Origin of the sequence: Pseudomonas sp. stari2, from assembly GCF_040760005.1 — a bacterium.
Classification (GTDB): domain Bacteria; phylum Pseudomonadota; class Gammaproteobacteria; order Pseudomonadales; family Pseudomonadaceae; genus Aquipseudomonas.
In genome coordinates this window covers 5,148,676-5,163,717 of sequence record NZ_CP099760.1, presented here as the reverse complement: position 1 = coordinate 5,163,717, position 15,042 = coordinate 5,148,676, and the positions used below count along the sequence as shown (strand labels likewise).

General features: G+C 61.5%; 14 protein-coding genes. 9 read left to right on the top strand and 5 right to left on the bottom strand.

All coding sequences use genetic code 11. The features are described 5' to 3' along the window. The first annotated feature begins 69 nt into the window (after positions 1-69). The 4 genes from NH234_RS23655 (at position 70) to NH234_RS23640 (ending at position 3,972) form a co-directional block, all read left to right on the top strand. Positions 70-963: a LysR family transcriptional regulator ArgP gene (locus tag NH234_RS23655; RefSeq protein ID WP_085730209.1), complete on the top strand. Its 894-nt coding sequence runs from the start codon at positions 70-72 to the stop codon at positions 961-963. A 54-nt stretch (positions 964-1,017) separates the two neighbouring features. After that, on the top strand, positions 1,018-2,010 hold the full coding sequence (locus tag NH234_RS23650) for an NAD-dependent epimerase/dehydratase family protein (RefSeq protein WP_367254446.1): 993 nt from the start codon (positions 1,018-1,020) through the stop codon (positions 2,008-2,010). 105 nt (positions 2,011-2,115) lie between these two features. Continuing rightward, positions 2,116-2,994 (top strand): ATPase, encoded by an 879-nt coding sequence (locus NH234_RS23645; RefSeq protein ID WP_367254445.1) that lies wholly within the window; start codon positions 2,116-2,118, stop codon positions 2,992-2,994. A gap of 132 nt (positions 2,995-3,126) precedes the next feature. Continuing rightward, a complete protein-coding gene (locus NH234_RS23640; protein WP_085730212.1) occupies positions 3,127-3,972 on the top strand; it encodes a cache domain-containing protein in 846 nt (281 codons plus the stop codon). A 49-nt stretch (positions 3,973-4,021) separates the two neighbouring features. On the opposite strand, the gene NH234_RS23635 is transcribed toward NH234_RS23640, so the two are convergent. Continuing rightward, complete coding sequence (locus tag NH234_RS23635; protein ID WP_367254444.1) at positions 4,022-5,539, bottom strand: MDR family MFS transporter; 1,518 nt, start codon at positions 5,537-5,539, stop codon at positions 4,022-4,024. Positions 5,540-5,618: 79 nt separating this feature from the next. Continuing rightward, positions 5,619-6,812: a 4-hydroxybenzoate 3-monooxygenase gene (gene pobA / locus NH234_RS23630; protein ID WP_367254443.1), complete on the bottom strand. Its 1,194-nt coding sequence runs from the start codon at positions 6,810-6,812 to the stop codon at positions 5,619-5,621. A gap of 178 nt (positions 6,813-6,990) precedes the next feature. On the opposite strand from pobA, the gene NH234_RS23625 reads away from it, so the two are divergent. Further along, complete coding sequence (locus tag NH234_RS23625) at positions 6,991-7,887, top strand: helix-turn-helix domain-containing protein (RefSeq protein ID WP_282317553.1); 897 nt, start codon at positions 6,991-6,993, stop codon at positions 7,885-7,887. A gap of 9 nt (positions 7,888-7,896) precedes the next feature. Here NH234_RS23625 and NH234_RS23620 read toward each other — a convergent pair whose 3' ends face one another. Continuing rightward, positions 7,897-8,124 carry a hypothetical protein gene (locus NH234_RS23620; protein WP_085730216.1) on the bottom strand — a complete coding sequence of 76 codons (228 nt, stop codon included), beginning with the start codon at positions 8,122-8,124 and terminating at the stop codon, positions 7,897-7,899. Positions 8,125-8,165: 41 nt separating this feature from the next. Next, positions 8,166-9,071, bottom strand: coding sequence for a LysR family transcriptional regulator (locus NH234_RS23615; RefSeq protein ID WP_367254442.1), 906 nt, complete (start codon positions 9,069-9,071; stop codon positions 8,166-8,168). Between the two features lie 114 nt (positions 9,072-9,185). On the opposite strand from NH234_RS23615, the gene NH234_RS23610 reads away from it, so the two are divergent. Both NH234_RS23610 and NH234_RS23605 read left to right on the top strand, forming a co-directional pair. After that, complete coding sequence (locus tag NH234_RS23610) at positions 9,186-10,064, top strand: MBL fold metallo-hydrolase (protein ID WP_367254441.1); 879 nt, start codon at positions 9,186-9,188, stop codon at positions 10,062-10,064. A gap of 46 nt (positions 10,065-10,110) precedes the next feature. Continuing rightward, on the top strand, positions 10,111-10,725 hold the full coding sequence (locus tag NH234_RS23605) for an NAD(P)-dependent oxidoreductase (protein ID WP_367254439.1): 615 nt from the start codon (positions 10,111-10,113) through the stop codon (positions 10,723-10,725). 53 nt (positions 10,726-10,778) lie between these two features. Here NH234_RS23605 and NH234_RS23600 read toward each other — a convergent pair whose 3' ends face one another. Beyond that, on the bottom strand, positions 10,779-11,657 hold the full coding sequence (locus NH234_RS23600) for a LysR substrate-binding domain-containing protein (RefSeq protein WP_085709569.1): 879 nt from the start codon (positions 11,655-11,657) through the stop codon (positions 10,779-10,781). A gap of 139 nt (positions 11,658-11,796) precedes the next feature. Here NH234_RS23600 and NH234_RS23595 point away from each other — a divergent pair, with 139 nt between their 5' ends. Both NH234_RS23595 and NH234_RS23590 read left to right on the top strand, forming a co-directional pair. Further along, a complete protein-coding gene (locus tag NH234_RS23595) occupies positions 11,797-13,434 on the top strand; it encodes a 5-guanidino-2-oxopentanoate decarboxylase (RefSeq protein WP_085730220.1) in 1,638 nt (545 codons plus the stop codon). Continuing rightward, positions 13,434-14,882, top strand: a complete 1,449-nt coding sequence (locus NH234_RS23590; RefSeq protein WP_170929654.1) for an aldehyde dehydrogenase family protein — start codon at positions 13,434-13,436, stop codon at positions 14,880-14,882. Before NH234_RS23595 ends, NH234_RS23590 begins: the two co-directional genes overlap by 1 nt. Positions 14,883-15,042: the final 160 nt, after the last annotated feature.

Genomic DNA, 15,042 nt, shown 5'->3' with positions numbered 1-15,042 from the left:
GCTGGCTATTCTCCCGGTTGACGCTGTATAAGAAAAACCAATAGTGCTGATCGCTCATTAGGAAAACTGATGTTCGACTACAAATTGCTTTCCGCCTTGGCCGCCGTGGTCGAGCAGGCCGGATTTGAACGGGCGGCGCAGGTGCTGGGCCTTTCACAATCGGCGATTTCCCAGCGGATCAAACTGCTGGAGGCGCGGGTCGGCCAACCGGTGCTGGTACGCGGGACGCCGCCGTCGCCGACCGAGATCGGTCGGCGCCTGCTCAACCATGTGCAGCAGGTGCGCCTGCTCGAACGGGATCTACAGACGCTGGTGCCGGCGCTGGACGAAGAGGGCCTGCCGGAACGGCTGCGTATCGCCCTGAATGCCGACAGCCTCGCCACCTGGTGGGCCGAGGCGGTGGGCGACTTCTGCGCCGAACAACATCTGTTGCTGGACCTGATCGTCGAGGACCAGACCGTCGGTCTCAAGCGCATGCGTGCGGGTGAAGTGGCAGCCTGCGTTTGCGCCAGTGAACGGCCGGTGGCGGGCGCCCGCAGTGTGTTGCTCGGGGCGATGCGCTATCGCGCGCTGGCCAGCCCGGCATTCATCGAGCGGCATTTTCCCGATGGTGTGCGTGCCGAACAATTGCCGCGCACTCCTGCACTGGTCTTCGGCCCGGACGATTTTCTGCAGCATCGTTACCTCGCATCCCTCGGCGTCGATGGCGGTTTCGAACATCATTTGTGCCCGTCGTCTGAAGGTTTTATTCGCCTGACCGAAGCCGGGCTCGGCTGGGGGCTGGTGCCGGAATTGCAGGTGCGCGAGCAGCTGGAACGCGGCGTGTTGCGTGAACTGTTGCCAGATAAACCGATCGACGTGCCGTTGTACTGGCATCATTGGCGCAATGGCGGCCAGTTGCTGGGGTTGTTGACCGAGCAATTGGTGCGTTCGTCGTCACAATGGCTGGTGCCGTTGGACTGATGGCCAGCGTCAAGACTCACGAATCAGGCAAAACGAAAGACAGCGGAGCTCTACATGAAAATTCTGGTCACCGGCGCAAGCGGCTTCATTGGCGGACGCTTTGCGCGTTTTGCCCTGGAGCAGGGCCTGGACGTGCGGGTCAATGGCCGCCGGGCCGAGGGCGTCGAGCATCTGGTGCGTCGCGGCGCCGAGTTCGTTCAGGGTGATCTGAGTGACCCGGAACTGGTGCGTGCGCTCTGCACCGACGTCGAAGCCGTGGTGCATTGCGCCGGCGCAGTCGGGCTGTGGGGGCGCTATCAGGACTTTCATCAAGGCAATGTGCAGGTCACCGAAAACGTGGTCGAAGCCTGTCTCAAACAACGGGTGCGGCGCCTGGTGCATCTGTCGTCGCCGTCGATCTATTTTGACGGTCGCGACCACCTCGGCCTGACCGAAGAGCAAGTGCCCAAGCGTTTCAAACATCATTACGCAGCAACCAAATTTCTGGCGGAGCAGAAGGTCTTCGGTGCCCAGGAGTTCGGCCTTGAAACCCTGGCCCTGCGCCCGCGTTTCGTCATCGGCGCCGGGGACATGAGCATTTTCCCGCGTCTATTGAAGATGCAGCGCCAGGGGCGTCTGGCGATCATCGGCAACGGTTTGAACAAGGTCGATTTCACCAGCGTGCACAACCTCAACGAAGCCTTGTTGAGCAGCCTTCTGGCGGCTGGCTCGGCGCTGGGCAAGGCCTACAACATCAGCAACGGCGCCCCGGTGCCGCTGTGGGATGTAGTCAATTACGTGATGCGAAAAATGGAAGTCCCGCAGGTCACCAGGTACCGTTCCTACGGACTGGCCTACAGTGTGGCGGCGCTCAACGAAGGCGCGTGCAAACTCTGGCCGGGACGTCCCGAACCGACCCTGTCGCGCCTGGGCATGCAGGTGATGAACAAAAATTTCACCCTCGACATCAGCCGCGCCCGGCATTATCTGGACTACGATCCGAAAGTCAGTCTCTGGACCGCCCTCGATGAGTTCTGTGGCTGGTGGAAGGCCCAGGACATTCGTTGATACGAAGTGCTGAACCCAGCCGCAGGTTGGGGGTCAATCCCTGCGGCTGCGAGGTTTATACTGCGCCGCACTCAGCCATTACCGGGTTTCACAAAGGTTGCCTCAATGTCTATGCGTAACGATGCCCACGACGACGATTTCGACGATGTACCGAGCCTGCGCGCCGACACACTCGATGACGACGATTTTCCCACCACTGCCCGCACCTCCGTGCATTCGCGCACACCGCCAGTGGTCAAGATCAAGTCGGCCAGCACCGGGCCGTTGTGGGCGCTGGTCGGTGCATTGTTCTTCGCCTTCATCGGCCTGGCCTGGTGGAGCTTCCAGCAGATTTCGTTGATGGAGCAGCAACTGGTGGCGACCCAGGAAAGCTTCGCGCGGATCAGTGAAGAAGCCGCGGGGCGTTTGCAGGACATTTCCGGCAAGGTCGTGGCAAGCCAGACCAACGTCAACACCGACAGCGAAGCCCTGAAACTGCAGATCAGACAGCTGCAAAGCGCACTCCAGGACCAGAGCAAACAGCAGCAGGGTGTGGCCGGACAGGCGACCGATCTGGACAAGCGTCTGGCGCTGATGACTGCTCAAACCACCGAACAGCAGAACGCCAACACTCAGTTGCAGGCCCAGGTCAAAGCCTTGAGTGCAGAGCTGGCAACGCTGAAAAGTACGCCGGCCGACACCAGCAAAGTCGATGCCCAGCTGAAAAGCTTCGATGCACAGGTCAAGGGTTTCGATGCGCAGTTCAAGAGCCTAGGCGCTGACATCACGGCCCTGAAAAAACAGGGTGGGTCGAACGCCGCCATCGAGCGTCTGGAACAGGAAATCGTCGTGCTCAAGAGCGAGCAGGACAACCGTCCGGCCACTGCGCAGGGCGGCTCCAGCACCGCCGAGTTCGATGCGTTCCGTGGGCAGATGACCCGCAACATCAACACCCTGCAGGCGCAGATCCAGAACCTGCAACAGCAGATCAACGCCCGGCCGTGAGCCCCTTCTGTGGCGAGGGCGCGAACGCCCTCACCACACACCCATCGCAACATTCAGAAGCTTTCTGAATATCCATGCCTGCCTCCAGGCCGTCTACGCTCTTGAAACACCAACAAGAACGAGGGATGCGTCATGGGGTTTGTGCAAAAACTGGCCTGGCTCGGCGCGCTGCTGTTGTTGAGTTTCGGACAGGCCAATGCGGCCACGGAAAAAGACGACAGCAAGGCCGCCATCGCCTTGCTGGAAAAGGCTCTGGCCTACTATCACGACAACGGCGACAAGGCGTTCGCGGCGTTCAGCCGTCAGGGCGAGTTCGTCGACAAGGATCGCTACGTGTTCGTAGTCGATACCAAGGGTGTGATGCTCGCCAGCGGCGGGCCGTCTTCGGCGTTGATCGGCCGGGACGTGAGCGAAGTGCTCGGGCCGGATTTGCAGAAAGCGTTCAAGGACGCGCTGAAAGTGCCGGAAGGCAACGGCATCCAGCAGGCCGAGTATCGCTGGCAGAATCAGGCCGATGGCAAGGTCGAGCGCAAGCATGTGTTCTATCAGCGCATCGGTCAGCGGATTCTGGCGGTCGGCTACTACTTGCCGCGTGCGTCGGCGGAGCAGGCGAAAGTCCTGCTGGATAAAGCCGCCACCGATTTGACCAAGGACGAAAAAGGCACGCTGACGGCGGTCAACTCGCTCAAGGGCGGATACCTGCAGGATGACCTTTACGTTTTCGTGGTGGACCTGAAGACGCGGCGCTACGTCGCCCACGGTACCAACCTGCGGTTGGTCAATACCGACTTCGCCAAGGTCAAGGACCCGGAAGGCAAACCGGTGGGCGAGCCGATTCTGGCGCTGATCGGCAAACAGGATGAGGGCGAGTACGAATACCGCTGGAAAAACCCGGTAACCGGCAAGGTCGAGAACAAACATGCCTACCTGAAGAAGGTCGGGGATTATCTGGTGGCAGTCGGTTATTACAGCGCTTGATCCCTGTGGCTTTGGCTCCCACGCAAGGTGTGGGAGCCTTCGGCATCGGTCAGCGTGCGCCGTGTTCACGTCCGCGCAACAAGCGGTTCGGCATCGCGATCGCCGCCGCCAGCCCGAGCAGCGACACCCCGGCGCTGACCATCAGCAAATGCCGGAACGTCACCAGCAACTCGGCACGCAAGGCATTCTGCGCATCGCCGGGAGCCGCGTTCAGGCCATCGAGCAAGACGTTGCCGGATTGACCCTCGCCGATCAGCGATGCGCCGGTCAGATGGGCAAAGCTGGAGTCCTGTAACAACGCCAGCAACAGCGCCGACATCAGCGCCACGCCCACCGCGCCGCCCAGAGAGCGGAACAGGTTGGTGGTGCTGGTGGCGACGCCAATGTCTTTTTGTTCCACCGAGTTCTGCGTGCCGACCAGCGAGGTCGGGAATTGCATGCCGCCGGCGATACCGCTGAGCAACATGAACAGACTGCTGATCAGCGTCGCATCCGGTGGGCTGAAGGCCATGCCGAGGATCGAGATCGGCATCAGCAATGCGCCGGTGAGAATCTGTGGTTTATAGCGCCCGGTAATCGAGGTGCGGCGACCGGCGAAATACGCGCCGATCGGCAACCCCATCGCCAGTGGCAGCAAGTGCAGCGCAGCGCTGTCCGCCCCCGCGCCCGTCACGCTCTGGAAGCGCAACGGCATCAGCACGATCAACGAAATCGCCTGAAAGCTGCAGAAGAAAATCGTGCACCAGCACAGCAGGGCGCTGCGGTTGGTGAACAGGTGCATTGGCAGCAACGGCTCCCGGGCACGTCGCTCATGCCAGACGAACACCGCCAGCACCGCCACCGCACAAGCGAACAGACCGAGGACTTCACTGCTGCGCCATGCGTGGCCTTGGCCGACCTGAGTGATCGCCAGCAACAATGCCGTCAGGCCGATGATCATCAGCAGCGTGCCGAGGTAGTCGATGACCGGTTTGCGCTGGGGAATCGGCAGGCCGATCAGGTTGCGTCGCGCCACCCAATACGCGCCGAGGCCCAGCGGCAGGTTGATCAGGAACACCCAGCGCCATGACAGATACTCTGTCATGTAACCGCCGAGCACCGGACCGGCAACGCTGGCCACCGCATACATGCTGGAGAAGTAACCCTGATAGCGCCCGCGCTCACGGGGCGGGACGATGTCGCCGATGATCGCCTGGCTCACCGAAATCATCCCGCCGGCGCCGATGCCCTGAAAGATCCGCGCCAGCACCAGTTGCTCCATGCTTTGGGCCATGCCGCAGAACAGCGAGGCGAGGGTGAACAGGCCCATGCCGAACAGCATCAGTTTGCGCCGCCCGTACAAATCGCCGAGCTTGCCGTAGATCGGCACCGCCACGGTCATCGCCACCATGTATCCGGAAATCACCCAGGCCAGCAGGCTGACGTCCTTGAATTGCGCGGAGATGGCCGGCATGGAAACAGCGACGATGGTCTGGTCCAGTGCGCCAAGAAATATCGCCATCATCAGCGCGACCAGCACGCTGCGAATGGCCGGTTTGGGCGTTTCGGGATGGTTGAGATTGGTCACGGGCAAAACCTGCGGGCAGTGAGGGTCCCGCAGATCGTCAGGCGAGCGGGGATGCTCGCCAGTGTAAGTCGGTAGGAAGCTATTCGATAGCCTCATAAGGAAGTCCGACGTAATTTTCTGCAATGGTTTTTTGTCCCGCTTCTGAACTGACAAAGTAGTCCAGTTCCGAGGCGCTGATGCGCTGACTGAAATCGTCGTGCTCGTCGAAACGGTGCAGCATCGAGGTCATCCACCAGGAAAACCGCTCGGCTTTCCACACCCGACGCAGGCAGATTTGCGAATACTTCTCCAGCAAGTCCCTGCGACCCTCGCGGTAGACCTTGAGCAGAATCCTGAACAGCGTGCTGACATCGCTGGCTGCCAGATTCAAACCCTTGGCACCGGTCGGTGGAACGATGTGCGCCGCGTCGCCCACCAGAAACATGCGCCCGTACTGCATTGGCTCGACCACAAAACTGCGCAGCGGCGCGATGCTCTTTTCGATCGAAGGACCGGTCACGAGTTTCTGCGCCAGATCCTCCGGCAGACGATTGCGCAGTTCATCCCAGAAGCGCTGATCCGACCAGTTGTCGACGTTCTCTTCGGCCGGCACTTGCAGGTAATAGCGGGTGCGGGTCGCCGAACGCATGCTGCACAGGGCGAAGCCGCGTTTGTGGCGGGCGTAGACCAGTTCGTCGTGAATCGGTGGCGTGTCAGCGAGAATTCCCAGCCAGCCGAACGGATAGACGCGTTCGAAAATCTTCAGGCATTCGGCAGGAATCGACTGGCGCGCCACGCCGTGGAAACCGTCGCAACCGGCGATGTAATCGCAATCGACGCGCCAGTTTTCGCCATCCTTTTCAAACGTGACGAAGGCTTCGTCGCTTTTCATGCCACAGGGAACGACATCGCGTGCTTCGTAGATTGTCTTCCCGCCGGTCTCCCGACGAGCGGCCATCAGGTCGCGGGTGACCTCGGTCTGGCCATAGACCATTACGGTTTTTCCACCGGTCAACGCCTGCAGATCGATGTGCACCCGACGCCCATCCAGGGCCAGTTCGAAACCACCGTGAACAAGACCTTCGGCGTCCATCCGCTGACCCACGCCAGCCTCACGCAACAGCTCTACCATGCCCTGTTCAAGGACACCGGCGCGAATTCGGCCGAGCACATAGTCAGGTGACTGGCGTTCAATGATCAGGGTGTCGATGCCGGCGTTGTGCAGCAGTTGGCCGAGCAATAATCCGGACGGACCGGCGCCAATGATGGCGACTTGGGTTTTCAGCGTTTTCATTGTTTTTATGACTCGCAAGCTTCACACGACAACGGCCGGTGAATGATTTTCAGGATTCGAGTGCTTGCATTTTTCCCTTGCGGGTCTGTCAATTGAAGGTGAAAACTGAGCCGATACCTGTACATTCTGCCAATCGGTGCGATTATCGCCCGCAACCTTCGAGGCCTGGATTGAAGTGATGAACAAGCCTGACCTGCCTTCGATTCCGGTGTTCAAGCTCTACGGTGAAAGCCTGGACTGGCCGACCCCTGACTTGCTGCACTGTGAAACCATTTCCAAACGCAGCCGCGAACATCAATGGGAAATCAAACCCCACCGCCACGCCGATTTGTGCCAGTTGCTCTTCGTATTCAAAGGTCAGGCAGAGCTTGAAATCGAAGGCCAACGCACGCAACTGAACGAAGCTGCCATCCAGATCCTGCCGCCACTTTCGGTGCATGGATTCCGTTTTTCCGAGGACGTCGAAGGATTCGTCGTCACCCTCGCCACACCGCTGATCAACCATTTGCAGGCGCAACTGGGCAGTGCGGTGCAGGCCCTGGCCCAGGCTGAAAGCTATCCGGCGGGCCCGGACGCGGAGTACCTCAACAGTCTGTTTGCCGCGTTGCAGGCCGAGTACAACGGCCATCAACCGGCGCGGGAAATGCTCATGCATTCGCTGGTGAGCGTGATCATGGTCTGGGTCAGCCGTCAGGCGATCCGGCGCCACAATGCCAGCCAGAGACCGCAGCGCCAGCGCGAATACCTCAACGGCTTTATTCAACTGGTGGAAGAAACGTACCGGCAGCATGTGAAGGTCGAAGACCTGGCCCATCGTCTGGGCATTTCCGTCTCGCACCTCAACGGCACCTGTCGCGAACTGGCGGGGCAGCCGGCGTTGCAGATCATGCACGAGCGTCAGTTGCTGGAAGCCAAGCGTCTGCTGACGTACACCAGCATGACGATTTACGAGATGTCCGAGGTATTGGGTTTTTCCGATCCGACCAACTTCACGCGCCTGTTTCGGCGCCGGGTGGGGATCTCGCCAAAGGCGTTCCGCGACCGCTTGAAGGCCGAGCAGAACGACGACGCCTGACGTCCTGTATCAGCGCAGGGCGTTGAGGGTGGCGTTGTGAGGGATGCAGCGCTCGAAGTTGCAGCTCGCGTACTCACGGGGCAGTTGCCGCAACTGCTCCACGCGCCATGCCGCGGTGCCGTACAGCGCCAGCGTGGCCGCGCAGGTGATGAAAATCGCGAGGTACCTTCTTGTTCTGGTGCTCATGATCATGGCGTTGACCTCTGAACGAATACCCTTGGGTACTACTTTCAGCATAGGTCAGCGCCGTGGAGTTGCCAGCCGCGGTGCGAGCGGGTTTACAAGCCGGCATCCCATTGCGGGTTTTCGGGAAAGCGCAGTACCAGGAAATCCAGCATGCTGCGCAGTGCCGCCGGCATGTGCTTGCGTGAGGCGTACACCGCGTAGATGTTCATCCGCCGAGGTTCGGCGTGGGGCAACAGGCGCACCAGTTCGCCGCTGTGGATATGCACGCCGGCCTGATAGGTCGGCAGCATCGACACTCCGGCGCCGGCCAGGGTCGCACGCAGCAGAGTGCTCGATTCGTTGCCGCTGATGTTGCCTTGCACCGCCACCGATACCGGTTCGCCATCCTCTTCGAATTGCCACACGCTCTTGCCGACGTAGGAGTGAGTCAGGCAGTTGTGTCGGCTCAGATCTTCCACCCGCAGTGGCTGCGGATGATCTCGCAGATAAGCGGGCGCAGCGCAGATCACAGAGCGGCACACCGTCAGGCGCCGGGCGATCAGATTGGGATCGAGGTCGGTGCTGGTGCGGATCGCCAGATCGATGCGCTCGTTCACAAGATTTACCGTGCGATCGAGCATTTGCAGGTCGATATTGACGCCCGGGTAGCGCTTGACGAACGCGGCCATGGCATCGGCCAGTTGCGCCTGGCCGAACGAGGTGCTGACGCTGATTCGCAGCAGACCCCGTGGTGCATCGTCGGGCTCGCTGACGGCGGCCTGCATGTCGCTCGACAGTTCCAGCATCTGCCGGCAGCGCGGCAGGATTTCGTTGCCGGCCGCAGTCAGGCTCAACTTGCGCGTGGTGCGGTGCATCAGGCGCGCGCCGACCCAGTCTTCCAGTTCCGCCAGATACCGCGACACCACTGGCCGCGACAGGTCCAGGTGATCGGCCGCCGCTGACTGGCTGCCCAGATCCACCACCGTGACAAACACCCGCATTGCTTGAAGACGATCCATGATTTGCCCGCTTTCAGAAACAAACTATGTTTAAGCATCGCATTTTTTGTAACGAGTCTGGCAACTAAGCTCTGTCCCATCGCCAAGCACGGCATACGAACAGCGGAGCAACTCATGATCGGCTTCACCACTCTCAAGCGCGTTTTACTGGCCACCGCCACCCTCGGCTTTGCTGCCCACGCAGCGGCCGCGAACCTGAGCCTCGATGTCTACAACCCGGGCACCCATGCGATCTTCCCGGTGACTTCGGTGCTGGTCAGCGGCGAGAAGGACGCCATTCTGGTAGACGCGCAGTTCGGCAAGTCCCAGGCCGAGCAAGTGGTGGAAAAGATCCGCGCCAGCGGCAAGCAACTGACCACCATCTACATCAGCCACGGTGACCCGGATTACTACTTCGGTCTCGACACCCTGACCAAGGCCTTCCCGAATGCCAAGGTGCTGGCCTCGCAGCCGACGGTTGATCACATCAAGCAAACCGTCGACGGCAAGCTCGCTTTCTGGGGGCCGAAAATGGGCGCCGACGTGCCGGCCAAAACCATCGTGCCGGGCGTGCTCAAGGGCGACAGCCTGATGCTGGAAGGGCAGAAACTGCAGGTGGTCGGCCTGGAAGGCAAGCAACCGGATCGCAGCTTCGTGTGGATTCCGTCGTTGAAAGCCGTGGTTGGCGGTGTCGTTGTCGCCGAGAACATTCACGTGTGGATGGCCGACACCCAGACTGCGCAATCTCACGCCGACTGGCTCGAAACACTGCACTCGATCGAAACCCTGAAACCGAAAACCGTGGTGCCGGGCCACTACCTGGGTGACAGCGCCCGTTCGCTAGCCGCCGTGAAGTTCACCGCCGATTACATCAAGGCCTTCGACGAAGAAACCGCCAAGGCCAAGGACTCTGCCGCACTGATCGCCGCGATGAAAAAGCGCTACCCGAAACTGGGCGAAGAAAGCTCCCTGGAGCTGAGCGCCAAGGTCGCCAAGGGCGAGATGAAGTGGTAACCCGATTCTGAAAAACGCAGCACTCTCAAGCCAACTGGAGAATGTCATGAGCAAGATCGCAATCATTGGTGCCACCGGCCGTGCCGGCAGCCAATTGCTGGAAGAAGCCCTGCGTCGCGGCCACAGCGTCACCGCCATCGCCCGGGATACCTCGAAGATCGGCGCCCGTGCCGGTGTGGTCAGCAAGAACGTCGACGTGCTGGATGCCGCCGCGCTGCAAGCCGCAGTCGCCGGTAACGATGTGGTAATCAGCGCCGCGCATTTCGCCACGGTCCCGGCCAGCGCGCTGATCGGTCCGGTGAAACAGGCCGGGGTGAAACGTCTGCTGGTGGTCGGCGGTGCCGGTTCGCTGTTGCTGCCGGATGGCACCCGAGTGATCGACAGCGCCGGTTTCCCGGCCGAGTACAAGGCTGAGGCCAGCGCCGGTGCGGCGTTCCTTGATGCGCTGCGTCAGGAGAAGGAGCTGGACTGGACGTTCCTGTCGCCGTCGGCGCTGTTTGTCGAAGGCGAGCGCACCGGCAAGTTCCGCGTTGGCAAGGATGACTTGCTGGTGAGCGCCGAAGGCCAGAGTTCGATCAGCTTTGCCGACTACGCGATTGCGCTGATCGACGAAGTGGAAACGCCGAAGCATTCGCGTCAGCGGTTTACTGTCGGTTACTGATGTAACCCGATCAAACGTTCCCACGCCTTGCGTGGGAACGTTCAGTAACAGGCTCACCGCGTATGAGCCTGCTCCACCAGCCACCCCATCAACTCCTGCAACTTCGCCGACGGCTCCGACGCCGGCGCCACGATGTAATAACCCAATCCCGTCTTCACCTTCAGATCGAACGGCATCACCAGTCGCCCGGCGTTCAAGTCATCGCCGATCAACGACCAGTCACCAATCGCCACCCCTGTCCCGTGGGACGCCATCGACATCGCCTGATCCAGCGTCTCGAAATGCTGACCGCTGCTGATGTTGCTCAAGTGCAGTTCGGCGGCTTCAAGCCATAGCGTCCAGTCGTCATCGGTGTGAGTCGGATGCAGCAGCAGGTGTTGTTGCAAGTCTGCCGGTGTGTGCAGCGCCGGGCCACCGTTGAGCAGCGTCGGCGAACAGACCGGCGTCAGTTGTTCATCGAACAGGTGCAGGGTCGCGGGTGAGTCGTGAGGCGCGGTGCCGTAGATCACCGCCGCGTCGAACTGCTCGCGATGAAAGTCCACGCCGTGTTGCAACGACGCCGTGAGTTTCACCGGCACGTCCGGGCGCTCGCGCTGCCATTGCAGCAGGCGCGGCAACAACCAGCGCATCACGCAGCTCGGGGCCTTGAGTTGCAGGGTTTCGCGCTTGGCGCCGATCTGTTCCATCGAATCGCCGATCAGGCTGAACACCTGCTGCACCCGTGGCAGCCATTCGCGACCTTCGGCCGTCAGCTCCAGGCCCCGGGCCAGGCGAATGAACAGTTCATAACCCAGATGCTCCTCAAGTCCGGCGATCTGCCGGCTCACCGCACCTTGGGTGATGTGCAACTGCTCGGCGGCCCGGGTGAAGTTGCAGCACTGCGCAGTGATCAGAAACGTGTGCAGGGCGGGCAGGGGGGGCAGTCGTTTCATGTGGATCCAAGGTATGACGTGAGGACATGGCTAGTATGAGCTTTTATCGATTGTTGCGGCTACGGGTCGCCCGTTTCAATGAGGCCAATCACCGGTTCCTTTAAAGCCCGGTGCCTCAACGAACAAGAAGGGCAAAGACATGGCGACGTGTGGCGAAGTACTGGTCAAGTTACTCGAAGGTTACGGGGTCGAGCAGGTGTTCGGCATTCCCGGGGTACATACCGTGGAGTTGTATCGCGGGCTGGCCCGTTCGAGCATCAACCACGTCACCCCCCGGCATGAACAAGGCGCCGGCTTCATGGCCGACGGCTACGCCCGCACCAGCGGCAAACCGGGTGTGTGCTTCATCATCACCGGCCCGGGCATGACCAACATCACCACGGCGATGGGCCAGGCCTATGCCGATTCGATCCCGATGCTGGTGATCTCCAGCGTGCAGTCGCGCAGTCAACTGGGCGGTGGTCGCGGCAAGCTGCATGAACTGCCGAACCAGAGTGCACTGGTCGGCGGCGTGGCGGCGTTCTCCCACACCCTGATGTCGGCGTCCGAATTGCCGGGCGTGCTGGCCCGTGCGTTTGCGCTGTTCCAGGCCGGGCGTCCGCGTCCTGTGCACATCGAGATTCCGCTGGACGTGCTGGTCGAAGAAGCCGACGAACTGCTGACCAGCGTGCCGGTCAACATCGACCGCGCCGGTGCCGCGCCGGCCGCCGTGAGCCGCATGACTGAACTGCTGGCCGGCGCACAACGTCCGCTGATCCTCGCCGGTGGCGGCGCCATTGACGCGGCTGCCGAACTCACCGAACTGGCCGAGCTGCTCGACGCACCGGTGGCCCTGACCATCAACGCCAAAGGCATGTTGCCGTCCAGCCATCCGCTGTTGATCGGTTCGACCCAGAGCCTGGTCGCGACCCGCGCCCTGGTGGCGGATGCCGACGTGGTGCTGGCGATCGGCACCGAGCTGGCGGAAACCGACTACGACGTCACCTTCGCCGGCGGCTTCGAAATCCCCGGCAAGTTGCTGCGCGTCGATATCGATCCCGACCAGACCGTGCGCAACTACCCGCCTCACGTGGCGCTGGTCGCCGACTCGCGCAACGCGGCGCAAGCGCTGCTCAGTGCGCTGTCGCACAAACCGCTGGCCGAACGCCGCAACGATTGGGGTCAGGTACGCGCTGCGCGTCTGCGTGAAGACCTGGCCGCAACCTGGGATGCGCCGACCCTGGCTCAGACCCGGTTCCTCGAAACCGTGCTGCACGAATTGCCGAACGCCGTGTTCGTCGGCGACTCCACGCAACCGGTGTACACCGGCAACCTCACGTTCAACCCGGAGCGCCCGCGCCGCTGGTTCAACTCGTCCACCGGTTACGGCACCCTCGGTTACGCCTTGCCGGCAGCGATTGGCGCGTGGCTTGGCGGCAACTTCGAACATGGCGCACGTCCGCCGGTGGTATGCCTGATCGGCGACGGCGGTCTGCAATTCACCCTGCCGGAACTGGCCAGCGCCGTGGAGGCGCGCACGCCTGTGATCATCCTGCTGTGGAATAACCAGGGTTACGAAGAGATCAAGAAATACATGGTCAACCGCGCCATCGAGCCGGTGGGCGTCGACATCTACACCCCTGACTTCATCGGTGTGGCCAAGGCCCTGGGTTGCGCGGCGGAAGCGATCAGCTCCGCCGAACATCTGCGCGGTGCACTGCGCGCCGCCACCGATCGTCAGGGCCCGACCCTGATCGAAATCGACCAGACCCAATGGATGAAGGCGGTGGCCAAATGATGAATTTCCCGACCACACTCGACGGCCTGTACATCAACGGCCAATGGTCCGCCGGTCGCGAACACCTGCGCGTCATCAATCCGGCCACCGAAGCGCTGCTGACCACGGTCAATGGCGGTGACGAAAGCGCCGTCAACCAGGCTGTAGCGGCGGCGACCGAAGCCTTCAAGGTCTGGTCGAAAACCACGGGAGCCGAGCGCGGCGCAATTTTGCGCAAGATTGCCGAAGGCGTGCGTAATGGCCGTGATCACTTGATGAACCTGCAGTCGAGCAACAACGGCAAACCGCAGTTTGAAGCGGGCATCGATGTCGATGATGTGATTGCCACATTCGAGTACTACGCCGGACTCGCCGAAAGTCTTGATGCAAAACAGGACAGCAACGTGCCGCTGCCGAGCGACGACTTCAGCGCACGTCTGCGCCGCGAGCCGTGCGGTGTGGTCGGCCTGATCGTGCCGTGGAATTTCCCGATGGTCACCACCGCATGGAAACTCGCCCCGGCCTTGGCCGCCGGTTGCTGCGTGGTGCTCAAACCTTCTGAAGTCACGCCGTTGCCGGAACTGGAGCTGGCGACCATCATCGCCGAATCCGGTCTGCCAAAAGGCGTGTTCAACCTGGTGTGCGGCACCGGTCTGGCGGTCGGTGCGCCGCTGTCAGCGGACCCGCGCATCGCCAAGGTTTCCTTCACCGGCAGCAACGCCGTCGGTGTGCAAGTGATGCAGCGCGCCGCTGAAACCGTGAAGGGCGTGAGCCTGGAACTGGGCGGCAAATCCTCGTTGCTGATTCTGGAAGATGCCGACCTCGATCTGGCGGTGGAACTGGCCTGCGGTGGCGGTTTCTTCAACGCCGGGCAGATGTGCTCGGCCACCAGCCGGGTGCTGGTTGCCGATGAACTGGCCGATGAATTTCTGATCCGCTTGAAGGCCCGTGCGGAGAAAATCCGTGTGGCCGATCCGTTCGACCCGGAAGTCGAGATGGGCGCGCTGGTCAATCAGGCGCAGTACCAGCGCGTGCTCGGTCACATCGACCGTGGTCTGAGCGCCGGTGCCAAGCTGATCTGTGGCGGCAATCGTCCCGCCGATCTGCAGCGCGGCTATTTCTTGCAGCCGACGATCTTCACCGAAGTGCCCCTCGACAGTGCGCTGTGGTGTGAAGAGATCTTCGGCCCGGTGATCTGCGTGCGCAGTTTCGCTTCGGAAGCCGAGGCGATTGCCCTGGCCAACGACAGCCAGTTCGGTCTGGTCGCCAGTGTCGTCACGCGCAATGCCGAGACGGCGGATCGGGTCGCCAACGCCTTGCAGGCGGGGCTGGTGTGGCTCAACGCGCCGCAGGTGATCTTTCCGCAGACCGCGTGGGGCGGCTACAAACAGAGCAGCATCGGCCGCGAGTTGGGGCCGTGGGGCCTGGCTGCATTTCAGGAAATCAAGCACGTGATCCGCGCGCTCTGAATGCCCGAAAAAGGTCAGCGCATGCCTCGCAACGAGGCATGCACCGGCGTCATGGCTCCAATGAGTTTTTATCGATAGTCAGGTGTTTTGCACGACCTCAGGATGAACCCGCAGACCACGCTCAAACCCTTTGAAACCGGGCGCTTGAGCAATATCGGTC